The organism is Flavobacterium sp., assembly GCF_049240005.1.
Classification (GTDB): domain Bacteria; phylum Bacteroidota; class Bacteroidia; order Flavobacteriales; family Flavobacteriaceae; genus Flavobacterium.
Genome location: NZ_JBMLTK010000029.1, coordinates 1 through 21,775 on the forward strand (window position 1 = coordinate 1; position 21,775 = coordinate 21,775).

Genomic DNA, 21,775 nt, shown 5'->3' on the forward strand with positions numbered 1-21,775 from the left:
ATTAAAATTAATTATAACCCGGATTTTGTTGACTACGGATGTTCGGATTACCCTGAATTTCAGTTTGAGGGATCGGTAGAGTAAAACGATAATCGGTAGTTGGCAACGTTAACGGAGTAGCTGCTAAAATATCATCAGATGGATTTCTATCTATAGCTCTATTTGCAAGTACACCCAAACGCTTGAGATCAATATAACGGTGACCTTCGAAACACAATTCTTTTCTTCTCTCATCAACAATATCAGCCCAAGCTGCCTGTGCATCTGCATAAACCGGCAAGGCAACAGCTCCAGTTCGGCTTCTTGCATCTCGGATATTTTTAATGTATCCGGCTGCAGTTGCTAACTGATTTTCAACGACAGCACATTCGGCCAGAATTAAAAACATTTCCGAAATACGATAAACTTTAATATCATTACGCAAAGGTGCGTTGGTTTTACCAGGATACTTATCGATAATTTTATCTTCAGCTGTCGAAGTTGGATCAACGAATGCTAATCGGCGAATGTCACCAGCATTTTCATTCAATTCGTTAAACAAATTTAGTCCCATATTGAAGAAAGCGCCGCCAGTAATTTCGGTAGTATTAAAGAAGAAAGTACCTCCGATGCTTCCACCACCTCCAACAGTAGGTCTCGATAATGCAAACAATATTTCTCCACGACCAGCCGGAGCAGCTGCATCTGCCCACATTCTTCTGTACGGATTAGTAGTTCCAGCTGTATAGAAATTAGCTGCATTGTAAGGAGTGGCAGGAGTTAGAGTCAAGCCTGATTGATCGATTGCTTGCTGAGCATACTGTTTAGCAAGTGTATGGTTACCTGAATACAAGTAAAACCTTGCATAAGTAGCATTAATAAAATCTTGAGTAACGTACTTATATTGATTTGCAGGAACTGGATCAGGTAAAACAAGATTTGCCTGAGCATATGCTAAATCCGCTTCAATCAAAGCAAATATTTCCGCATTGCGAACTCGTGGTAGCTTCGTATCAACCTCTGGAACAAAATCAAGAAGCATTACGCCTAATGCATCAGGATCAGTCATATCAGGAGAATAAAAAGCGAGGAGCTGCATGTAAGCAAATGCTCTTAATGCGCGAGCCTCAGCAATAATGCTATTAACTCTCTGTTGATCTGCTTCATCTGCAACAGTAATTAAAGTCGCTCCGCGAATTAATCTATTAACACGGTTTATAAGTGAGTATTTACCCAACCATAACGATGATGCATAACCTTCTGCTGGAGTTAAAATATACCTGAACAATTCAGTACCTTGACCACCATTACCTGGGCCAATTCCAATCTCATCAGTAAAATTTGCCGTAAATCCAATTTCGTTGTCGACCGAAACAAAAGAATAAACGTTTCCAACAAGAAAGTCTTGTAAATCATCGGAAGTTTCAAACAGAGCCTGTTCAGTAAGCTCGCCTTCCTGCTTTATGTCTATGGCATCATCGCAAGAACTACTTATAAGTAGTCCGAGCACTGCGATTAAAGAAAATATTTTTTTCATCTATAATAAGTATTAGGATTAAAATTGTGCACTTACACCAAAAGACAACGTTTGTGGATTAGGATACCCAGTGATCAAACTAGCTGAAATACTTTCAGGATCAAATCCTCTCCATTTTGTCCATGTTAACAAGTTTTCACCCTGAACGAAAATTTTCATCGAGGTAAAGAACGTTTTTGCCAAGAAGTCACGAGGCACATTGTAACCAAATGAAACGTTCTTTAAACGAAGGAAAGACGAATCTTTCAACCAGCGTGTTGAATCAGAATCAAATGTATAGTTAGTTGCGTTTAATGCAGGGTAGTTTGATGGATTATCAATAGTCCAAGCGTTTAGCATGTCTGCAGAAACATTCTCTTGTCCAATAAACTCCGTAAGATTCGCCCAACGCATCTGGTTATCGTATCTGTAAACTTCTAATGCGTAGGAAAACTGAGCGTCCAAAAAGAAATTCTTGAAATCAGCATTTAATCCAAAACCACCAGTGTACACTGGAATTGCTGATTTGCCAGTCAAACGACGATCATTTACTGGATCAGGATTTTCAGTGACATTTCCATTGCGATCTAGGAATAGTAAGTTACCGTTTGATTGATTTACTCCAACATAAGGAATAAGGTTCCACTCATTAACTATTCTACCTGGCAATAAAACAGTACTGTTTCCAGCCTGATTACCTGGGTCGTTAATTTGGCGGATTTCGTTTTGGTTATATGCTCCATTAACAAATACTTTCAACCCATAATCTGCGCCTTTCAGAACTTGGTAACGCAATAATAGCTCAATACCTCGGTTTCTCAACGTACCGTTGTTTGCGTTCTGTGAATACTGGCCTGTTCCAGCAGAAAGGAAGTCTGGTGCATAAAGCTCTCGTGTTGTTCTTTCATATACATCAATAGTACCTTCTAATTTATTGTTGTAGTTAAAGTCAAGACCAACGTTAGACTGAGACTGCTCTTCCCATGCTAATGTAGGGTTACCTAACTGAGTAAATCCAGATCCGCTGCTACTTGCATCGTATCCAGCACCAGTACCGTACAAGTCACGAACAATGGTTGCCCCTGTAACAAGTGCATTTGTCCCATAGCCAGCAGCCAATACATTCTGGTTACCTTGAGTTCCGTATGAAGCACGTAATTTCAACATTCTCCATTTAGTATCTTTCATGAAAGCTTCTTTATCGATATTCCATCTTCCAGAAATAGCCCAAAAAGTTGCCCATTTATTGTCTTCTACAAAGCGATAAGAAGCATCTCTTCTTAATACAAGACCAGCACCGAATCTCTCGCTATAATCATAGTCAAAGGTTCCAAAATAAGAAAGTGTACCAGCAGTAATTTTACTAGCAGAAACTGCCGGCAAATAGCTATTTGGCGTGCTTGGATCAAAAGGAATATATCCTGTTCCTGCTCCAAAAGACCACGTTTTTTCATTTAACCCGTTTTGAGTAAACGAATTACCATTTACGTGCACCTTCGTATATTCCATATAAAGTCCTGCATCAATTCTATGCTTGTCTTTAAATGTTTTTGAATAATTCAAACTAGCAATATTTGTGAAAGTAACGTCACGAGTACTAGCATGAGATTCGAAACCTCCAAATTCTTCTTCTCTAGATTCTCTTACAGCAATAGCTAAGAAACCTCTAGGATCTCTTGCAAAAATACGTCTAGACAATCTGTAATCTACACCAAATTTGTTTTGTATAGAAAGCGTTTTTGACAACTTGTAACCTGCTGAAAAGTTTGCGAGAGCGCTTGTTTCGGTAAACTCATTTGGAACCGAACCTCTTAAAATATCTTCCAATACATATGTATCGTTAGCTCCGTTAAAATTAAATCCAATTCCGTCAAAAAGTTCTTGACCAGTTAGATAGGGAGATGGCTCCAAATAAGGCAAACCAAGAAGAGCACCTTGTAGCGGATTCTGGATGGTATTGTTATCAATTCCACTATTTGTTTCTTGCGCTAGTTGATTTCTTCTAGAAAAACCAATAGTAAATTGAGAACTGTATGTAAATTTCTCATTGGCACTTCGGCCATTAAAATTGTTACGAACTGTAAATCTTTGGAAATCAGTTGTAGGAACTAAACCTCCCTGTTCAAAATAATTGAAAGAAGTATAGTTACTAGTGTTAGCACCACCAAATGTTAATCCAACGTTGTGCTGTTGGAATATATCCTGATTAAAAAATTGATCTCTCCAATTTGTGTCAATTTGATAAGCATCAATTTGAGCCTGAGTTAATGAAGCACCTAAACCTAAACCAAATCTGTTTTCGATTGTTAATGCTTGCTTTGCATTAGATAAGTTGTACGATTCGCTTGGTAATCTAGAAACACCTGTCATACCGTCGTAGCTAACCTTTAATGAAGAGCCGTATTTTGCGCTTTTGGTAGTAATTACAAGTACACCGTTAGCTCCTCTGTTACCGTAAATCGAAGTAGAATATGAATCTTTCAACAAAGTAGCTGTCTCGATATCATTTTGGTTCAAATTTCTAAACTGATTCGCCGCAGTAGGAACTCCATCAATTACAATTAGAGGATCTAAGCTTGCGTTAATCGAACCAACACCTCTAACAATTAAATCGATTTGACCAGAACCCGGTGAACCAGAGCTCGAAATTACATTCAAACCCGCTATTTGTCCTTGGAGTGAGTTAAAAAATGAAGCGTTTGGTCTGTTTTGTATTGTTTCCGAAGAAATTGTTGCAGACGCTCCCGTTGTTCTCGCTTTTGTACTGGTTCTGTTATAACCTTCACTTACAAGCTGTACCTCAGTTAAGACTTGAACGTCTTCCTGTAGCGATACATTGATCGTCGAAGATGCTCCAACAGTAACTGATTTAGTCTTCATTCCAATGAAGGAAAATTCGAGAACATCGCCAGCGGCAGCCGAAATGGAGTACTTTCCATCTAAATCAGTCGAGGCGCCCTCGTTTGTACCCTTAATCGCGACAGTCACGCCGGGTAAAGGCATTTTTCCATCAGTCACAACTCCACTGATTGACTTCTTTTGCGAGTAGCCAACTAAAGTGGTAAACACAATCGCAATAGTGAGTAACCATTTAAATTTGAATCTCATATTTAATTAATTTGAATTAGTTATTCCGCAAACTTCATAATAATTTCTTAATTACACAACTTCTAGCCTTTTATTGCGAAAAATTAACTTATTTCCAAGCTAAGCTTCATATTTTTGAATAACTATGTTAACAAGAGTATATTTAAAAAAAAGGTTGCGCCTCATGAAGTTTTTTAACATTTTTAAGCTCTTTTTCAATTAGTTATGCTAAAACTAAACCATTTAAGCCATCTTCTTGAAGCTGGAGTCGATGAAGCTGGAAGGGGCTGTCTTGCTGGACCTGTCACTGCAGCAGCGGTTATTTTGCCTCCTCAATTCGAGAATAAATTATTGAACGATTCCAAAAAACTGACCAGTAATCAACGATTTCAGCTGCGCGAGGTCATCGAAAAAGAAGCCATAGCTTTCGCAGTTGCTTGGGCAAGCGTCGAAGAAATTGAAGCAATCAATATCCTGAACGCATCAATATTAGCCATGCATCGAGCCATAGAAAACCTTGCTGTTCAACCTCAACACCTATTAATTGATGGCAACCGTTTTAAAAAATATAAAGAAATACCTCATAAGACCATTATAAAAGGTGATGCCACATATATGAATATCGCAGCGGCTTCTATTTTAGCTAAAACCTATCGAGACGACTATATGGAACAAGCCGCAACTACTTATCCGCAATACGACTGGCACAAAAACATGGGATATCCAACCCCGAAACATCGACAAGGAATTCGCGACTTTGGGATTACTGAGCATCACCGAAAAACCTTCCAACTACTGCCCGAACCAGAACTTCCGCTTAATTGGTAACAATTTCGGCTTCGAAATACTGCCGGAAAAATTTCAAAAACAAGGCTTTTACTTCTTCTATAGGAACCTGAGTAACTCCTAGTTCGTTTTGCAAAGAGGTAACACCTTTGCCTCTAATTCCGCAAGGTATGATATGATCGAAGTAACCTACATCGACATTTACGTTCAAGGCAAAACCGTGCATGGTAACCCACCGCGAAGCTCGAACACCCATGGCACAGATTTTCCGCGCAAATTTCGTGTCGGGATCGAGCCATACGCCTGTTTCACCCGACGATCGTTGTCCTTTTAAACCGTAATGTCCAATAACAGCGATTACTGCCTCTTCCAACAAACGCAAATACTTATGGATATCTGTGAAGAAATTCTCCAAATCTAAAATCGGATAACCGACCAGCTGCCCCGGACCGTGATAGGTAATATCGCCTCCCCGATTAATCTTATAAAATGTAGCTCCAATTCGAGTTAATTGCTCTTCCGACAACAGTAAATTTTCAAAATCACCACTTTTGCCTAAAGTATACACATGCGGATGTTCCACAAATAGCAACTGATTTCTTGTAGGTTGATAGACTCCTGAACGATTTGCTAATTTTTGCGAAACAATTTGCTGAAAAATTTGCTCCTGTAAATCCCAAGTTTCTTTGTAATCTTTCGAACCTAAATCGGTTAATAGAACTTTTTTGTTTTGGAGTACTTGCATGCTGCAAAGTTACGAATCCTAATTCATTCTGTTTTTGATGATGATGTTTTTGAAAAAGTAACTACTTTTCTATTTAATTTTAACACTTGTAATATTGCAATATTACCTCGTATAAAATACTGATTTAAAATATTTTAAAACCTAAAAAACCAAAAGAAAAAAAATAACTTTCTTAAAATTTTCACAACACGCCTCCTAGCAACGATTGCCGCGGCCGTGATGGTAGTGGAAATAAAGCCTCAACCGTGCCGTGTGCGGGCGTTTTGAGACCAGCGACCAAAGGAAGCTGACTCGAAAAACAGCCCAAACCGGTACGGCAAGGCGGTATTGCAACGAACAGCGCGAAAAGCCGCCCTGATAAAACAGACAATCCAATTGAAAATGAATCAATTACCACAAAAATTTTACTACTCAATTTATCCGTGCTTTGGGTTTTGCAGCCGCGAGCTTAAAAGCTATCTTTGCAAAAAATTTATTCCATGCTTTCAGAACAGGAAATACTTCGCAGAGAAGCACTACAAGAACTTAAAAAGCTAAATATCGATCCGTTTCCAGCGGCGGCCTTTCACACCAACGCTTACGCGGAAGAAATTCTCAATAACTACGACGCCCTGGCGGGGAAAGAAGTCACTATTGCCGGTCGTTTGATGGGTAAACGCATCATGGGGAAAGCATCGTTTGCAGAACTTAAAGATGCGACAGGACGCATTCAAGTATACATTTCTCGAGATGATATTTCGACCGATGAAGCCGCTACTGCCTATAACGTAGTCTTTAAACGCTTACTGGATTTAGGAGATTTCATCGGAATAAAAGGAACTGTTTTTAAAACACAGGTAGGTGAGATCTCGGTACATGCTACTGAGCTGACAGTACTTTCAAAGGCACTTCGACCATTGCCGGTGGTTAAAACCGACGCCGATGGAAAAGTACACGATGCCTTTAGCGATGCCGAATTGCGGTACCGCAGAAGATACGTTGATTTAACCGTAAACGATCACGTTAAAGAAACCTTCATAAAGCGTACAAAGCTTTTTAATGCGATGCGCAATTTCTTTAATGAAAAAGGGTATTTGGAAGTAGAAACACCAATTTTACAACCTATCCCAGGTGGCGCTGCCGCACGACCGTTTATCACGCACCACAATGCACTTGATGTGCCTTTGTATATGCGTATTGCCAATGAATTGTATCTAAAGCGACTCATTGTAGGCGGTTTTGAAGGAGTTTACGAATTTTCGAAGAATTTCCGTAACGAAGGAATGGACCGTACGCACAATCCGGAGTTTACCGCTATGGAAATTTACGTAGCCTACAAAGACTACAACTGGATGATGTCGTTTACCGAAAAATTACTCGAGCATTGTGCGATTGCGGTAAACGGAACTACAAAAACGACTTTCAACGGCATGGATGTCGATTTTAAAGCGCCGTATCCGCGAATTAGCATGCGTGACGCTATTTTGAAGTTTACGCAGTTTGATATTTCTGGAAAATCAGAACAAGAATTATACGAGGCTGCCAAAACTATGGGTATTGAAGTGGATGGCACCATGGGTAAAGGAAAACTGATCGACGAAATTTTCGGCGCTTTTTGCGAAGGAAATTTTATTCAACCTACGTTTATCACGGATTATCCGATAGAAATGTCGCCGCTTTGCAAGAAACACCGCGAAAATCCGGAATTGACCGAACGCTTTGAGTTGATGGTTTGTGGAAAAGAAATTGCTAATGCTTATTCGGAATTAAACGACCCGATTGATCAACGTGAGCGATTTGAAGAGCAACTGCGCTTGTCGGAAAAAGGCGATGTGGAAGCCACGCAATTTATCGATGAGGATTTTCTTCGCGCTTTAGAATATGGAATGCCTCCAACATCAGGTTTGGGAATTGGCATGGATCGACTAATCATGTTTTTAACTGATAATACGTCGATTCAAGAAGTGCTTTTCTTCCCACAAATGCGTCCTGAAAAACAGAAAAAAACTGTTGAATTGCACGCTGAAGAGCAGCGTTTACTGGATTTACTGCAACAAGCCGAAGGAAAGCTTCTCATTTCCGAATTAAAAATCAAATCAGAATTATCGGGCAAAAAATGGGATCAGTACACTAAAAACTTGTCAAAATTAGGTTTGATTGGCGTAGTTGCTGAAGGAGAGGATAAATTTTTTGAGATAAAAGCCGAACATTAAACCTTTTGAAAATTAAATCGTCATAGACATATATCTAATTTTTAAGCAAATGAAAAAACTATTGATGATTGCGATTGTACTTACGAGTTTCGTAGGCTTCGCTCAAGAGAAAGAAGTTAAAACCCGCAAAGCACCGCTAACGCCCGAGCAACGCACCGAATTACGTGTTAAGGAATTGACGTTGCAGCTCGATCTGACTGCCGCTCAGCAAAAGGAGATTAAGCAAGTTTTCCTTGAAGCGGAAAAGAAAAGAGAAGCTACTCGCGAAGAATTGATCGCTAAAAGAAAGTCGGGTGTGAAGCCAACCGATCAGGAGCGTTTCGACATGAAAAACAAAATCCTTGACGAAAAAATTGCGCTTCGCGACCAAATGAAAAAGATTCTGAAACCAGAGCAATTTGCCAAATGGGAAGCATCGCGTGATAAAAGAGCGGATAAGATTGAGAAAAAGCTATCAGACCGACGTAGAGGAAAAAATGCAGAACCAGCACCAAATGAGCTGCAAGATTAATTTTATATCAAATAATTTCTTTAGATTTGGCTTTCTTTAAATCGAAAAACGTTATGAAAAAACTTGCATTACTTAGCTTTATGATGTTCTCGCTTGCGGGAATGGCGCAAAAAGCATCACCAATAGTAACAAAACCAGCTACTATTCAAACGGAAACTACAAAAGGTGTAGATCTCAAAAAAGTTGAATCTAATCTTGCGGACATGACATCGGTACTAGCTCTTACAGAACCACAAAAAGAAATGTTCAAAGAACTTTTTACTACCAAATACCGTCTTTTGAATGAAGCTGCAGGTGCTAGTGACGAACGTAAAGAAATTATCTATCAAACCATTGCGAGAAAACTAGAAGCTTCTCTTCCAAACGACCAGTATGAGACGCTGAAAGCAAACCAGCAAGTATTCCATAATTTAACTCATTAAAAAAAGGCGGTCGATTGACCGCCTTTTTTGTTCCATATTGCCATAAAACAGCTTTCTGTTACATCTCTGCCGCGACTTTCTTCGCCGCTGTAATCGTAAAATCTAAATCTTCGTAAGTTAAAGCGTCGGTTAAAAACCAACTTTCGTAAGCCGAAGGTGCAATGTAAACGCCTTCCTGCAGCATGCCGTGAAAGAATTTTTTAAACCACTCGTTATCGCCGAGCTTTGCAGTGGCAAAATCAACAACACTTTCCTTGGCAAAGTGAATAGAAATCATCGATCCAACCCGATTAATTGTAAACGGAATCGCAGTTTCTGAAAATGCCTCACGCAAGCCGTTTTCTAAATACGCACATTTCTCCTCGAGCCTTTTAAACAACTCGGCATCGGAATTTATTGCACGTAGCATCGTTAGTCCGGCAACCATAGCCAACGGATTTCCAGACAATGTTCCGGCTTGATACACAGGTCCAACTGGCGCTAAGAAATCCATGATTTCCCGACGAGCTGCAAATGCACCTACGGGCAAACCGCCGCCAATTACTTTTCCAAAGCAACAAATATCGGCCGTTATACCGTATAACTCTTGTACGCCTCCTTTAGCTAATCGAAAGCCCGTCATTACCTCATCGAAAATCAACAGCGTATTATTCTCCGAACAGATGTCGCGCAAAAACTGTAAAAATCCTGCTGCAGGAGGAATGCAACCCATATTACCCGCTACCGGCTCCACAATTAGTGCGGCAATTTCATTCGGATTGGCCGCAAACAACTCGCGAACACTGGCTTCATCGTTGTATGTTGCCAATAGCGTATCTTGTGCTGTTCCAGCGGTTACACCCGGACTGTTTGGCATACCAAACGTACTGGCACCACTGCCGGCTTGAATTAAAAACGAATCGGAATGCCCGTGATAACAGCCCGCAAATTTTATAATCTTGTTTCTCGAAGTAAAACCGCGCGCCAAACGAATAGCACTCATACAAGCCTCTGTTCCGGAATTTACAAACCGAATTTTATCGATGCCTGGAACCATTTCAATGGCTAGTTTCGCGATTTCAGTTTCAATTTCCGTGGGCATTCCAAACGAAGTTCCCGATTTTGCTTTTTCAATCACAGCTTCCACTACGGGCTCGTAGGCATGTCCTAAAATCATGGGGCCCCACGAATTAATATAATCAATCAATCGGTTGCCATCTTCATCATATAAATAGGCGCCTTTTGCCGATTTCACAAAAATCGGATGCCCGCCAACCGCTTTAAAAGCACGTACCGGAGAGTTTACACCACCCGGAATATACTGTTGCGCTTCAATAAATAAAGCACTACTTCTTTTGTATTCCATTATTTGATTTTAATTTTTTGTCCGACAGCAATCGCATTGTCTGCCAAATTATTTTTTGATTTTAATTCCTCTACACTGAGTCCGAACCGCTTTGAAATCGAATACAACGTATCGCCTTTTTGCACTTCGTAATAATCGCTGTCGCTGAAGGCAATCGATTCGTTGGGTGCCTGCTTCGGAATGTAATTTTTTCCCAAAACAGCCGCATCGTATTGCGCCAACTCGTACCGTTCTATATACGAAATTAACTTCTCTGGGTATTTCGGATCGGTGGCATAACCTGCATTTTTTAAGCCGCGTGCCCAAGCTTCGTAATCGTTCTTCTCTAATTGAAATAACGAAGCATAGCGTTGTCTCCCTGTTAGGAAAACGGCATGATCCCGATACGATTCGCTGGCATCGTTGTATTTTCTGAAACACTCTTGCTCGCTGTCGTCGTCGTGACGAACACTCTCGCCGGTCCAATCTTTATGACATTTAATTCCGAAATGATTGTTGGCTTCAACCGCCAGCCGACCTCTACCCGCTCCCGACTCCAAAATTCCTTGAGCCAAGATTATACTCGCCGGAATACCGTAAGTACGCATGTTCGACATGGCAACGTCTTTGAAATCGTTCACGTACGATTGCACTACTTCGGTGTACACCACAGTATTTGATGTCGATACAATGGTTTCTGTTTTCTTGGAATTATTGGGTTTAGTGATTTGCGACTGGTTTGAAGCACTCTGAGCAACCGGCTTTGTTTTCACGGTTTTGATCTTCGGTTCCGTTTTGGTGGTTCGCACTAAATTTTGTTTCGATTTGCAGCTGGTTGCTAAAAATAAAACAGCTACTAAAGCCAGTAAATACTTCATAATTCAGTTTGTATTTCTAAGAGTCCATTTGCTTTCAAACGTGCATTCATACCAGAAATTGCTTGCAATCCGCCGGTGTGAATGGCTAAAATTTTTGCCCCGTCTTTAAAAAATCCGTTTTGTACTAAATCTCCTAAACCGAACATCATTTTTCCGGTGTAAATCGGATCGAGTAAAAAACCGTTTTGTTTGTAAAAATCGTTGATAAAGTGTACTAATTTGGGCGGACATTTCGCGTAACCGCCGCAATGATACTGCTCAAAAAGCCGGCATCGCTTTGCATCGGCAAAAGTAAAAAAATCGCTGTCAGTTAGTGCGCCTTTCAAAGCAGAAAAAACGAGTAATTGTTGTTGTGGAAACAAAGCATGCGACAAACCGGCCGCTGTGATTCCGGTTCCGAGCGATACAGCAATGTAATCGTACGTCAAATCGGATTCCGATAAAATTTCCCGACACCCGTGCACGCCCCATTCGTTGGCACCGCCTTCCGGAATGATGAAATCGGTTGGCGCGGCTTTAAACGGCAATTGCTTTTGGGAATAAATCTCGCGCGATACGAACCGCAGCTGCATGCCACAACTTTCGGCAAAGCGCAAGGTGGCGTTGCGCTCTTGAAATTCGAGTTCTTCGCCACGAATGATTCCAACCGCCTTAAAACCAGCAGATTTACACGCATACGCACAAGCAGCAATATGGTTTGAAAACGCACCCCCAAAGGTTACAATGCGCTTTGCACCCATTTTTGAGGCGGCTTCTAAATTATACCTTAGCTTAAAAAACTTATTACCAGAAATCACCGGATGCCACAAATCGAGTCGCTTCATCGAAACCGAAACGCGATCGGATCCCGCTAAAAAAACACGCTGATTTTTTATTTGTGTCGGTAAAATAGTCATTACCGCAAAGATAATTGCCTAAGCAGGAACAACTGTTTGCATTTTGGTAATTTTTTGGGCGGCATTTCGCGCGTTTCACTACCTCCCGATAGCTATCGGGACGCGCCAAAAACGCTGCTTTTGTAGTTGCTTGGCGTGGCTTCTGGCGTCGCCCGCTCGCTGCCACAAAAGCCGGCGTTTTTGGCTGTGGGCTATTCGTTGCACTCGCGGCCGCGGCAGAAGTGCTCGAGGAAAAACGATTTACCAGACACCCTCAGCCCGCACAAGGGATGGCAACGAAAATATAAGCTTTTTGGCGCGATTGAAGCCCGAATTTGGCTGGCGACCAACGGAAGCCCAACCAAATACCTAGGCTGAAACTGCGCCAAAACGCGCGTATTGCAGTGAACAGCCCGACCTGCCGCTGCACAAACTTCCACTAAATTCGGCGGCAGGATGTGCACGGAAAATAGAAAGAATAGAAAGAATAGAAAGAATGGAAAGAATGGAAAGAATTGAAAAAAATGAAAAAGGGAAGAAGCTAAAGACTAAAAGCTAATTGCTAATCGCTTAAAGCTAACGGCCAACAGTTAACAGCTTAAAAAGCTCTCTCGACGATCGCTTAGGATGTGTTTTTTGGGCGTTGGCTGCTGCATCTTTGAAAATGCGGAACCAAAACACATAAGGCCCGACCAACTATTCCGTACCTTTGAGTATGCCAGAAAACAACTTCGATATCAAAGGATTAACCAACGAGCAGGTGAGTCGCGCTCGAGAGCAGTTTGGCGAAAATAAACTCCACTTTAAAACAGAGAACTCCTTTGTAGCGATCGTGAAACGCACCGCGCAAGAGCCTATGGTGATTTTACTATTGGTAGCAGCAACCATTTACTTTGTGAGCGGGAAAGCGGGCGACGGACTTTTTCTGACCGCAGCCGTTCTTTTTCAGGCATCTATTTCGCTGTACCAATTCTCGAGAAGTAAAAATGCTTTAGAGAAGCTAAAAGACCTATCGCAACCGCATTGCGACGTTATTCGAAACGGCGCACGGATACAAATTAAAAGCGAAGAACTCGTTATCGGCGACAGTTTACTTGTGGAAGAAGGAACCTTGATAACCGCCGATGGCAGTATTGTACACTCCAATGATTTTTCGGTTAACGAATCGGTTCTCACCGGCGAATCGCTTGCGGTTTTTAAAGATAAATCTAAAAACGACAACCGTATTTACGCGGGTAGCAGCGTAGCCAGCGGTTTGGCGATTGCTACCGTAACAGCTAGTGGAAATGATACCAAATTGGGTAAAATTGGCTCGAGTTTAGAAGGTATTGCCGAAGAAAAAACACCGCTCGAAGTACAAATAGCAAACTTTGTCAAAAAAATGGCCGTTACTGGCGCACTGGTTTTTGTAATTGTCTGGTTAATAAACTATTGGCGCACTCAAAACATACTCAACAGCTTGCTGCAATCGCTAACCTTGGCCATGAGTATTTTACCGGAGGAGATTCCGGTGGCTTTTACAACATTTATGGCCCTTGGCGCATGGCGATTAATGAAAATGGGCATCGTAGTAAAACAAATGAAAACGGTTGAAACCCTAGGTAGTGCCACGGTAATTTGTACCGACAAAACAGGCACGCTAACCGAAAACAAAATGAGTTTAGCCCAATTGTATGTGCTGTCGACCAACAAAATTATCGATGCCAGCGAAGCAGCAGCAAACAACGAAATACAACTTGTGCAAACAGCCATGTGGGCCAGCGAACCTCACCCTTTCGACCCAATGGAAATGGCGCTCCACAAAGCATATAGCGCTGTTGCTCAAACCGACGAAAGGCCAAACTACAAGTTAGTGAACGAGTACGCATTAGCAGGTAAGCCACCTATGATGACGCACGTTTTCGAAAATTCGGACGGCAAAAAAATAATCGCCGCAAAAGGCGCTCCTGAAGCACTCATACAGGTTTCGGACTTAACTCCCGTGCAAAAAGATCAAATAACGACTGCACTTTTAGACTTAGCTACCCGCGGTTACCGACTATTGGGTGTGGGTTTGTCGCACTACGAAAACAGTACCTATCCGGAAAATCAGCAAGACTTGCCGTTTGAATTCTTGGGAATTGTAGCCTTTTACGATCCGCCTAAAAAGAACATTCAAAAAGTACTGTCTGATTTCTACACCGCAGGAATCGACGTTAAGATTATTACCGGCGATAACACCGCAACAACCGCAGCCATTGCCAAGCAAATTGGGTTTCGAAACGTCGAAAAAACAATTACCGGCACCGAACTTATGCAACTCGATGCCGCGGAATTACAAACTTGTGTGCATGAAACTGCCATTTTTACCCGAATGTTCCCCGAGGCAAAGCTCAAAATAATCGAAGCGCTGAAAGCAAATAAGCAAATTGTAGCGATGACCGGCGACGGCGTAAACGACGGTCCGGCTTTAAAAGCAGCCCACATCGGTATTGCCATGGGTAAAAAAGGAACTGAAATCGCGAAACAAGCAGCTTCGCTGATTTTACTCGAAGACGATTTATCTAAAATGGTCGACGCTATTGCCATGGGTCGCAAAATCTACACGAACCTCAAAAAAGCAATACAATACATCATTTCGATACACATACCCATTATTCTTACGGTTTTCATTCCACTGGCTTTAGGTTGGGTCTATCCGAATATATTCGCTCCGGTACATATCATTTTCCTTGAGATAATTATGGGGCCAACTTGCTCGATCATTTATGAAAACGAACCGCTGGAAAAAAATGCCATGTCGCAAAAGCCAAAAGCACTCAGCAGTACTTTCTTTAACTGGAATGAACTGTCGGTTAGCATTTTACAAGGACTGATAATCACGATCGGTGCATTAGCCATTTACCAATTTTCGGTAGCATGCGGCTACAACGAGGCGCGAACGCGAACCCTCACTTTTACGGTACTCATTGCTGCAAACATTTTTCTAACCGTAGTAAATCGGTCGGCTTTTTATTCGGTTTTTACCACATTTAGATACAAAAACGATTGGGTTTTATTTATTATTGGTGTCACAGTTAGTTTAGTAACACTGTTGCTTTTTGTGCCCGTTCTAACTGCATTTTTCGATTTCGAACGCTTAAGTTATACAGATTTGTTTTTGTGCATAGCGCTTGCTGCCCTTACCGTTTTCTGGTTTGAAGGGGTAAAATGGCAGCGACGAGTAAATGCGCAAAAGGTCAAAAAAGACAGTTTGTTGTAAAACTGAGATTGTTTTATTTGATTGAACCACCTGTTTTTTTGGGCGGCATTTCGCGCGTTTCACTACCTCCCGATAGCTATCGGGACGCGCCAAAAACGCTGCTTTTGTAGTTGCTTGGCGTGGCTTCTGGCGTCGCCCGCTCGCTGCCACAAAAGCCGGCGTTTTTGGCTGTGGGCTATTCGTTGCACTCGCGGCCGCGGCGGAAGTGCTCGAGGAAAATTTTTCATAAACTCAGTGTATTAACTGTCTTAAGATTCTTATTTCAAAAGTTGATTTTGTACCTTTAAAGCAGCGATAGTAACTCATCTTCTGAAGTTAGGTACCACCGCCACATACACGAAAATTAATAAGCGTGAGCGTTCCCTACACATATCGATTAACAACTATTATTATCGCAAGCGTTTGGCTTATAAACGGACTTTTTTGTAAAGTACTTCAGCTGGTACCACGACACTCCCAAATTGTTCAAGAAATTCTGCAATTAGACTACGTAACTGCGAGCGCACTTACGACTTTTATTGGCGTTCTAGAGATAATCATGTTTATTTGGATCATCAGTAGTTACAGAAGCAAACTCAACGCCGTAGCGCAAATTATTAGTGTGGCGATAATGAATATCTTGGAGTTTTTATTTGTTCCAGAATTACTGCTCTGGGGGAGACTTAACGCATTATTTGCTGCTGTTTTTATTGTCCTTGTTTATTATACCGAATTTATTTGGCATAAGAAGCTCAAACTAACAACTCCATAATGAAGTCGCTTAAAAATCACCCATTTGCCGTGGAAGCTTTCTTTGAAAGCTCCATTGTCCTAACTTTTGCTGTTCCAAAAGCACAGTTAGAAAAATATATTCCCTCTTGCCTCACGCTCGACACGTTCCAGGACAAGTGGGCATTTCTTGCAGTCGCAATGGTTCAAACAAAAAACCTGCGCCCAAAGGGATTCCCAACATTTATGGGAAATGATTTCTTTTTAATAGGTTTTCGAATTTTTGTTAGATACAAAGCAAATACAGGAAAGCGTTTAAGAGGCTTATATATTCTAAAGTCAGAAACCAATAAAAAGAAGATGGAACTTTTCGGAAATATTTTTACACATTATAATTACAGCACAACGGATATTTCTATTACTACACACGAGAGCTTAAAAACGATACATTCAAAAAAATCAAATTTCGAATTACAGATTGAGTCGAACGATGAACCTGTTTGCATACCCGCTGAATCGCCATTTAACGACTGGAAAACCGCAAGAAGATTTGCAGGACCACTACCCTACACGTTTACTGTTAATAAAGAAAATCGAACGGTTTTAATCATTGAAGGCGTTCGACAAAATTGGAAGCCAGAACCAATAAAAATTAAGCGAAGCTCATTTGATTTCATTGACAATTTACAACTCGAAAATGCTGTTCTAGCAAGTGCATTTGAGATAAAAAATGTTCCATACTATTGGAAAAAAGGAAAGCTCGAAATATGGAATTAAGACGAAAACCTTTTCAAGGAGTTCTAAATATCATTCGATTTAACTGGCATTTCTATCTAATTGCTGGAATCTGCCTAACAATACTAGCAATATGTAGCAAGGAGATACCCGAACCGTTTCGAGATTTAGTTACTATTATATCATATATCACAGTATCGACAGTGGTAATTTCACTAGCTGTATCGTGTTACATTTACGATTTTTCAAAACTCTATAATTTTGACTGGTTACCTCCTGCCAACTTTAAAACAGCCCTTAACATTAATGCCGGATTTGACGAAACCAGCACACTTCTTAAACAAAAGTATCAACATATTAACTTAACAATTTGCGATTTTTACAATCCGATAAAACATACTGAAATATCTTTAAGAAGAGCTCGAATAGCTTATCCTCCAATAGAAAACACGTTGAAAGTTAGCACTGAAAAGCTGCCTTTTAATACACATACTTTCGATATTGTATACGCTATCTTCTCAGCTCATGAGATTAGGAATCACGAAGAACGTGAGTGCTTTTTCCAGGAATTACACAGAATTACAAAACCCAACGGTTGTATTGTTGTAACTGAACACCTAAGAGACCGCTTTAACTTTTTAGCGTATACCGTCGGATTTTTTCACTTTCACTCCAAATCAACTTGGAAAAAAACATTTATAAAGGCTGACCTAAAAATAGAAAAGGAAATAAAAACAACACCCTTTATTACAACCTTCAAACTAATCAAAAATGGAAGTACATCTTAAAATTATCGGGCTTTTATTTATCGCTTTAGCATGGGTACATATCATTTTCCCAAAGTACTTCAATTGGAAAGAAGATTTGAAACCACTCAGTTTAATAAATAGACAGATGATGATTGTACACACCTTCTTCATAGCTTTGGTTGTGTTTTTGATAGGATTACTCTGTGTTGTTGCTAGTAAAGAATTAATAAATACCAAATTGGGTCATGTCATTTGCTTAGGCTTAGGTGTGTTTTGGACATGTCGCCTCTTCATACAATTTTTCGTCTATTCGTCGGCATTATGGAAAGGAAAAACCTTTGAAACCGCAGTGCATGTTGTATTTTCAGTACTTTGGGCCTACTCAAGTATCATATTTCTAGTGGTTGCATTAGGTTAAAAGAAAAGCAAACTCTTTAGATAACTACTGCCGCACAAGGGATGGCAACTAAAATATAAGCTTTTTGGCGCGATTGAAGCCCGAATTTGGCTGGCGACCAGCGGAAGCCCAAGCAAAAACGTAGGCTGAAACAGCGCCAAAACGCGCGTATTGCAGTGAACAGCCCGACCTGCCGCTGCACCAACTTCCACTAAATTCGGCGGCAGGATGTGCACGGAAAATAGAAAAAATAGAAAAAGGGAAAAAAGCGTTAGATGTTAACAGCTAACAGCTAACCCAAAAATTTCCACCAGGCAAATAGCTTGCGCGCACTGAGGTAATTAGCGTCGTGTTCGAAAGTGTAGGCTTCTTGTTCAAAACAAATGTATCGATAGGCTTTCTGGGCATTTCCGCGATAAACGAACATATTTCGCAGGAAATCGAGGGCGTAAAACAAATAGAAAAATACGAAGAGTAGTTCTTTTTGTTGGTTGAAATGGATGCGCTCGTGCTGCACCAAAACCGCATCGCGCGCATCGGCAGCCGTTGCCACAAAAATAAACGGATACACCGCCAGCGCGCGAAAACGTTTCGAAAACAAAAATGGAGCTACAACAATCATTTGCTAAATGTTAAATCGGTTTACAAAGATGAGATTAAACGCGTAATTTTGTTAAGTCGTTATGCAACCAAATAAATTCCAAGAAGAAAAGCCCAAAGAAGGAGAAGATTACTATCTGACTCCCGAAGGCTATCGTTGTTTTACCGAAAAGTGGCACTTAAAGCGCGGTTATTGCTGCAAGAGCGGCTGTCGCCACTGCCCGTACGGATTCGACAAAAAAACAAACACCATCAGAAAAAAGAAATAAAAGCATGACTTTTAAAGAAGAAATTCTAGCGGGCATTCCCGATTATTTACCCGAATTAAAAGCGTACGATCCGACAGTAAATCACGCGCCAAAACGAAAAGCTATTCTTAGCGAGGCCGAAACTAAATTAGCCTTACAAAACGCATTGCGCTATTTCAAACCGGAGCTGCACGCTGCTTTACTTCCCGAATTTAAAGCGGAACTCGAAACCTACGGACGTATTTACATGTATCGTTACCGACCCGATTACGCCATTTACGCCCGACCTATTTCCGAGTATCCCGGACAATCCGAGCAAGCCAAAGCCATTATGTTAATGATTCAAAACAATTTGGATCATGCTGTGGCGCAACATCCGCACGAGCTAATTACGTATGGCGGAAACGGCGGCGTGTTTAGCAATTGGGCGCAATACCGCCTTACCATGCAGTATTTGGCAACCATGACCGATGAACAAACTTTAGTGATGTACAGCGGACATCCGCTGGGTTTATTTCCGTCGCATAAAAACGCACCTCGTGTGGTTGTGACCAACGGCATGATGATACCAAACTACTCTAAACCCGACGATTGGGAACGATTCAACGCATTAGGAGTTACGCAATACGGACAAATGACCGCCGGATCGTATATGTATATCGGTCCGCAGGGTATTGTACACGGAACCACGATTACCGTTTTAAACGCCTTTCGAAAAATTGGCAAGAATCCGAGCGGCGGCTTGTTTGTTACCTCGGGCTTAGGCGGCATGAGCGGCGCACAACCTAAAGCTGGTAACATTGCGGGTTGCGTTACGGTTTGCGCGGAAGTGAATCCGAAAATTACGCAAATCAGACACGAACAAAAGTGGGTTGACGAAATTTACAGCGATCTCGACGCCCTTGTTACCCGTGTTAAAGAAGCAAAAGCGGCCAAAGAAGCAGTCTCGCTTGCTTATTTAGGAAATGTGGTTGAAGTTTGGGAACGTTTTGATACGGAAGGTATTATGATTGATATTGGTTCTGATCAAACATCGTTGCACAATCCGTGGGCAGGTGGCTATTATCCGGTAGGTTTGCGTTTTGAAGAAGCCAACGATTTGATGGCTAATGATCCGGAAACGTTTAAAGAACAGGTACGAAAGAGTTTGAAGCGACACGCTGCTGCCATAAATAAACACACAGCGCACGGTACTTACTTTTTTGATTACGGAAATGCTTTTTTATTGGAAGCAAGCAGAAGCGGCGCCGATATTATGGCAGAAAACGGCATCGATTTTAAATATCCGAGTTATGTGCAAGATATCATGGGACCTATGTGCTTTGATTTTGGATTCGGTCCGTTTCGTTGGGTTTGCGCCAGCGGAAAAATGGAAGATTTGGATTTAACCGACCAAATTGCACTAGAAGTTTTACAGCGCTTGGCCGCGAAAGCTCCTGCGGAAATCGCGCAACAAATGATGGATAACATTAAATGGATTGAAAGTGCCAAGGCAAACAACTTGGTTGTGGGTTCGAAAGCACGAATTTTATACGCCGATTCGGAAGGGCGAGTTGAAATAGCGGCAGCCTTTAACCGAGCGATTGCCGAAGGAAAATTGGGAACTGTAATTTTGGGTCGGGATCATCACGACGTTTCCGGTACCGATTCGCCATACCGCGAAACCTCAAATATATACGACGGCTCTCGATTTACTGCTGATATGGCGATTCACAACGTAATTGGCGACAGTTTTAGAGGTGCCACTTGGGTATCGATTCACAACGGTGGCGGTGTTGGCTGGGGCGAGGTCATAAACGGCGGCTTCGGTATGGTTCTTGATGGTACTGAAGAAGCAGCTAAACGATTGGAATCGATGCTGTTTTGGGACGTAAACAACGGAATTGCTCGACGAAACTGGGCGCGAAATGAAAATGCCGTTTTTGCCATTAAGCGTGCCATGGAAGCGCAACCCTTATTGAAAGTTACCATCCCAAATCAAGTAGATGAGCAGTTGCTGAAGTAAACCGTGGAAAAAGTTGGAAGCTTAAAAATTTTTCTGTTCGCGAACGTACTTCTAGCTTTAGGTTGGCTAATCGACAATTTGTACTTAAAATACAGTTTGTTGTTTACTTCCATCGTGCTTAATGTAGTTGCCGTTTATACGAGTATTAAAGAAAAGAGAAGAAAATGAAAAAGGCTGTTTTTTTACTGATGGTGCTGATGCTTACGGTGGGATGCCGTAGTGTGCACGTTTCGGCAGATTTCGACAGAAAAGTTGATTTCGCTGCCTACAAAACTTACAATTTCATGAGTACTGAGATTGCCAAAGTTGCGATTTCAGACTTAGACAAACGACGCATTACCGATGCCATAGAAGAATCGCTGCAAAGCAAAGGTTTTTCGAAGTCGGAAAATCCGGATGTTTTGGTGAACATATTCACGAAAGAGCGCAAAGAAGTAAACGTCAACAACTGGAACGCCGGCTGGGGCTGGGGCTGGGGCTGGGGCTGGGGAGGTCCTTGGGGTTGGAATAATTATTCTGTAACTACCGACACCTACGGCACGCTCTACATTGATGTGGTTGACGCTCGCAAACAAGAACTCGTTTGGCAAGGACAAGGCGACGGACTGTTGGATTTGCACCCAAAACGAAAAGAAGCGAAAATCCGCGAGTTTGTGACGGAAATTTTGTCACAATATCCACCACAAGCGAAAAAATAAACTGATTTTCAGAGTATTAATTTCTGTTAATCGTTTCAAACAAAAAGCCGATTTAACTTTTAAAAGTAGGATTTAATGA

19 protein-coding genes are annotated in these 21,775 nt (G+C 41.4%); 12 read left to right on the plus strand and 7 right to left on the minus strand.

The window, feature by feature from the left end; translation table 11 throughout:
• Nucleotides 1-7: 7 nt before the first annotated feature.
• Nucleotides 8-1,516: a RagB/SusD family nutrient uptake outer membrane protein gene (locus tag ACOVQQ_RS03000; protein WP_421816874.1), complete on the minus strand. Its 1,509-nt coding sequence runs from the start codon at nucleotides 1,514-1,516 to the stop codon at nucleotides 8-10.
• 18 nt (nucleotides 1,517-1,534) lie between these two features.
• Nucleotides 1,535-4,603: a SusC/RagA family TonB-linked outer membrane protein gene (locus tag ACOVQQ_RS03005; protein WP_421816875.1), complete on the minus strand. Its 3,069-nt coding sequence runs from the start codon at nucleotides 4,601-4,603 to the stop codon at nucleotides 1,535-1,537.
• 204 nt (nucleotides 4,604-4,807) lie between these two features.
• Here ACOVQQ_RS03005 and ACOVQQ_RS03010 point away from each other — a divergent pair, with 204 nt between their 5' ends.
• A complete protein-coding gene (locus ACOVQQ_RS03010) occupies nucleotides 4,808-5,410 on the plus strand; it encodes a ribonuclease HII (protein WP_421816876.1) in 603 nt (200 codons plus the stop codon).
• Here the strand turns inward: ACOVQQ_RS03010 and lipB are convergent.
• Nucleotides 5,400-6,113, minus strand: a complete 714-nt coding sequence (lipB, locus tag ACOVQQ_RS03015; protein ID WP_421816877.1) for a lipoyl(octanoyl) transferase LipB — start codon at nucleotides 6,111-6,113, stop codon at nucleotides 5,400-5,402. The genes ACOVQQ_RS03010 and lipB overlap by 11 nt on opposite strands.
• A gap of 479 nt (nucleotides 6,114-6,592) precedes the next feature.
• Between lipB and lysS the strand changes: the two genes are divergently transcribed.
• Genes lysS through ACOVQQ_RS03030 form a run of 3 tightly spaced genes read left to right on the plus strand, consistent with a single transcriptional unit; the run spans nucleotide 6,593 to nucleotide 9,238 of the window.
• Nucleotides 6,593-8,305: a lysine--tRNA ligase gene (gene lysS, locus ACOVQQ_RS03020; protein WP_421816878.1), complete on the plus strand. Its 1,713-nt coding sequence runs from the start codon at nucleotides 6,593-6,595 to the stop codon at nucleotides 8,303-8,305.
• 49 nt (nucleotides 8,306-8,354) lie between these two features.
• A complete protein-coding gene (locus ACOVQQ_RS03025; RefSeq protein ID WP_421816879.1) occupies nucleotides 8,355-8,816 on the plus strand; it encodes a hypothetical protein in 462 nt (153 codons plus the stop codon).
• 53 nt (nucleotides 8,817-8,869) lie between these two features.
• A complete protein-coding gene (locus tag ACOVQQ_RS03030) occupies nucleotides 8,870-9,238 on the plus strand; it encodes a hypothetical protein (RefSeq protein ID WP_421816880.1) in 369 nt (122 codons plus the stop codon).
• Nucleotides 9,239-9,296: 58 nt separating this feature from the next.
• On the opposite strand, the gene hemL is transcribed toward ACOVQQ_RS03030, so the two are convergent.
• Genes hemL through ACOVQQ_RS03045 form a run of 3 tightly spaced genes read right to left on the minus strand, consistent with a single transcriptional unit; the run spans nucleotide 9,297 to nucleotide 12,336 of the window.
• The gene (gene hemL / locus ACOVQQ_RS03035; RefSeq protein WP_421816881.1) at nucleotides 9,297-10,583 is read right to left on the minus strand and encodes a glutamate-1-semialdehyde 2,1-aminomutase; all 1,287 of its coding nucleotides are present in this window, start codon (nucleotides 10,581-10,583) and stop codon (nucleotides 9,297-9,299) included.
• The gene (locus tag ACOVQQ_RS03040) at nucleotides 10,583-11,440 is read right to left on the minus strand and encodes a glucosaminidase domain-containing protein (RefSeq protein ID WP_421816882.1); all 858 of its coding nucleotides are present in this window, start codon (nucleotides 11,438-11,440) and stop codon (nucleotides 10,583-10,585) included. Before ACOVQQ_RS03040 ends, hemL begins: the two co-directional genes overlap by 1 nt.
• On the minus strand, nucleotides 11,437-12,336 hold the full coding sequence (locus tag ACOVQQ_RS03045; RefSeq protein ID WP_421816883.1) for a 1-aminocyclopropane-1-carboxylate deaminase/D-cysteine desulfhydrase: 900 nt from the start codon (nucleotides 12,334-12,336) through the stop codon (nucleotides 11,437-11,439). Before ACOVQQ_RS03045 ends, ACOVQQ_RS03040 begins: the two co-directional genes overlap by 4 nt.
• Nucleotides 12,337-13,030: 694 nt before the next feature.
• On the opposite strand from ACOVQQ_RS03045, the gene ACOVQQ_RS03050 reads away from it, so the two are divergent.
• The 5 genes from ACOVQQ_RS03050 (at nucleotide 13,031) to ACOVQQ_RS03070 (ending at nucleotide 18,166) form a co-directional block, all read left to right on the plus strand.
• On the plus strand, nucleotides 13,031-15,556 hold the full coding sequence (locus ACOVQQ_RS03050) for a cation-translocating P-type ATPase (RefSeq protein ID WP_421816944.1): 2,526 nt from the start codon (nucleotides 13,031-13,033) through the stop codon (nucleotides 15,554-15,556).
• Between the two features lie 352 nt (nucleotides 15,557-15,908).
• Nucleotides 15,909-16,307 (plus strand): DoxX-like family protein, encoded by a 399-nt coding sequence (locus tag ACOVQQ_RS03055; RefSeq protein WP_421816884.1) that lies wholly within the window; start codon nucleotides 15,909-15,911, stop codon nucleotides 16,305-16,307.
• Complete coding sequence (locus tag ACOVQQ_RS03060) at nucleotides 16,307-17,041, plus strand: DUF2071 domain-containing protein (RefSeq protein ID WP_421816885.1); 735 nt, start codon at nucleotides 16,307-16,309, stop codon at nucleotides 17,039-17,041. Before ACOVQQ_RS03055 ends, ACOVQQ_RS03060 begins: the two co-directional genes overlap by 1 nt.
• Complete coding sequence (locus tag ACOVQQ_RS03065; RefSeq protein WP_094484806.1) at nucleotides 17,032-17,787, plus strand: methyltransferase domain-containing protein; 756 nt, start codon at nucleotides 17,032-17,034, stop codon at nucleotides 17,785-17,787. Before ACOVQQ_RS03060 ends, ACOVQQ_RS03065 begins: the two co-directional genes overlap by 10 nt.
• Nucleotides 17,771-18,166, plus strand: coding sequence for a hypothetical protein (locus ACOVQQ_RS03070; protein ID WP_421816886.1), 396 nt, complete (start codon nucleotides 17,771-17,773; stop codon nucleotides 18,164-18,166). Before ACOVQQ_RS03065 ends, ACOVQQ_RS03070 begins: the two co-directional genes overlap by 17 nt.
• A 271-nt stretch (nucleotides 18,167-18,437) precedes the next feature.
• Here ACOVQQ_RS03070 and ACOVQQ_RS03075 read toward each other — a convergent pair whose 3' ends face one another.
• Complete coding sequence (locus ACOVQQ_RS03075; RefSeq protein ID WP_421816887.1) at nucleotides 18,438-18,767, minus strand: hypothetical protein; 330 nt, start codon at nucleotides 18,765-18,767, stop codon at nucleotides 18,438-18,440.
• Between the two features lie 61 nt (nucleotides 18,768-18,828).
• Here ACOVQQ_RS03075 and ACOVQQ_RS03080 point away from each other — a divergent pair, with 61 nt between their 5' ends.
• The 3 genes from ACOVQQ_RS03080 (at nucleotide 18,829) to ACOVQQ_RS03090 (ending at nucleotide 21,696) form a co-directional block, all read left to right on the plus strand.
• Nucleotides 18,829-19,014, plus strand: a complete 186-nt coding sequence (locus ACOVQQ_RS03080) for a DUF5522 domain-containing protein (protein WP_298148271.1) — start codon at nucleotides 18,829-18,831, stop codon at nucleotides 19,012-19,014.
• Nucleotides 19,015-19,018: 4 nt separating this feature from the next.
• On the plus strand, nucleotides 19,019-20,998 hold the full coding sequence (locus tag ACOVQQ_RS03085; protein WP_421816888.1) for a urocanate hydratase: 1,980 nt from the start codon (nucleotides 19,019-19,021) through the stop codon (nucleotides 20,996-20,998).
• A gap of 164 nt (nucleotides 20,999-21,162) precedes the next feature.
• Entirely contained in the window at nucleotides 21,163-21,696 is a 534-nt protein-coding gene (locus ACOVQQ_RS03090) for a DUF4136 domain-containing protein (RefSeq protein WP_421816889.1), read from the plus strand.
• The last annotated feature ends 79 nt before the right edge of the window (nucleotides 21,697-21,775 follow it).

What these genes read in the sequence shown, in the direction of transcription:
- ACOVQQ_RS03090 (WP_421816889.1), top strand. Translation starts at nt 21,163, where the DNA reads ATGAAAAAGGCTGTTTTTTTACTGATGGTGCTGATGCTTACGGTGGGA.
- ACOVQQ_RS03070 (WP_421816886.1), top strand. Translation starts at nt 17,771, where the DNA reads ATGGAAGTACATCTTAAAATTATCGGGCTTTTATTTATCGCTTTAGCA.
- lipB (WP_421816877.1), bottom strand. Translation starts at nt 6,113, where the DNA reads ATGCAAGTACTCCAAAACAAAAAAGTTCTATTAACCGATTTAGGTTCG.
- ACOVQQ_RS03005 (WP_421816875.1), bottom strand. Translation starts at nt 4,603, where the DNA reads ATGAGATTCAAATTTAAATGGTTACTCACTATTGCGATTGTGTTTACC.
- ACOVQQ_RS03065 (WP_094484806.1), top strand. Translation starts at nt 17,032, where the DNA reads ATGGAATTAAGACGAAAACCTTTTCAAGGAGTTCTAAATATCATTCGA.
- ACOVQQ_RS03075 (WP_421816887.1), bottom strand. Translation starts at nt 18,767, where the DNA reads ATGATTGTTGTAGCTCCATTTTTGTTTTCGAAACGTTTTCGCGCGCTG.
- hemL (WP_421816881.1), bottom strand. Translation starts at nt 10,583, where the DNA reads ATGGAATACAAAAGAAGTAGTGCTTTATTTATTGAAGCGCAACAGTAT.
- ACOVQQ_RS03040 (WP_421816882.1), bottom strand. Translation starts at nt 11,440, where the DNA reads ATGAAGTATTTACTGGCTTTAGTAGCTGTTTTATTTTTAGCAACCAGC.
- ACOVQQ_RS03085 (WP_421816888.1), top strand. Translation starts at nt 19,019, where the DNA reads ATGACTTTTAAAGAAGAAATTCTAGCGGGCATTCCCGATTATTTACCC.
- ACOVQQ_RS03030 (WP_421816880.1), top strand. Translation starts at nt 8,870, where the DNA reads ATGAAAAAACTTGCATTACTTAGCTTTATGATGTTCTCGCTTGCGGGA.
- ACOVQQ_RS03025 (WP_421816879.1), top strand. Translation starts at nt 8,355, where the DNA reads ATGAAAAAACTATTGATGATTGCGATTGTACTTACGAGTTTCGTAGGC.
- ACOVQQ_RS03080 (WP_298148271.1), top strand. Translation starts at nt 18,829, where the DNA reads ATGCAACCAAATAAATTCCAAGAAGAAAAGCCCAAAGAAGGAGAAGAT.
- ACOVQQ_RS03000 (WP_421816874.1), bottom strand. Translation starts at nt 1,516, where the DNA reads ATGAAAAAAATATTTTCTTTAATCGCAGTGCTCGGACTACTTATAAGT.
- ACOVQQ_RS03010 (WP_421816876.1), top strand. Translation starts at nt 4,808, where the DNA reads ATGCTAAAACTAAACCATTTAAGCCATCTTCTTGAAGCTGGAGTCGAT.
- ACOVQQ_RS03050 (WP_421816944.1), top strand. Translation starts at nt 13,031, where the DNA reads ATGCCAGAAAACAACTTCGATATCAAAGGATTAACCAACGAGCAGGTG.
- lysS (WP_421816878.1), top strand. Translation starts at nt 6,593, where the DNA reads ATGCTTTCAGAACAGGAAATACTTCGCAGAGAAGCACTACAAGAACTT.
- ACOVQQ_RS03045 (WP_421816883.1), bottom strand. Translation starts at nt 12,336, where the DNA reads ATGACTATTTTACCGACACAAATAAAAAATCAGCGTGTTTTTTTAGCG.
- ACOVQQ_RS03060 (WP_421816885.1), top strand. Translation starts at nt 16,307, where the DNA reads ATGAAGTCGCTTAAAAATCACCCATTTGCCGTGGAAGCTTTCTTTGAA.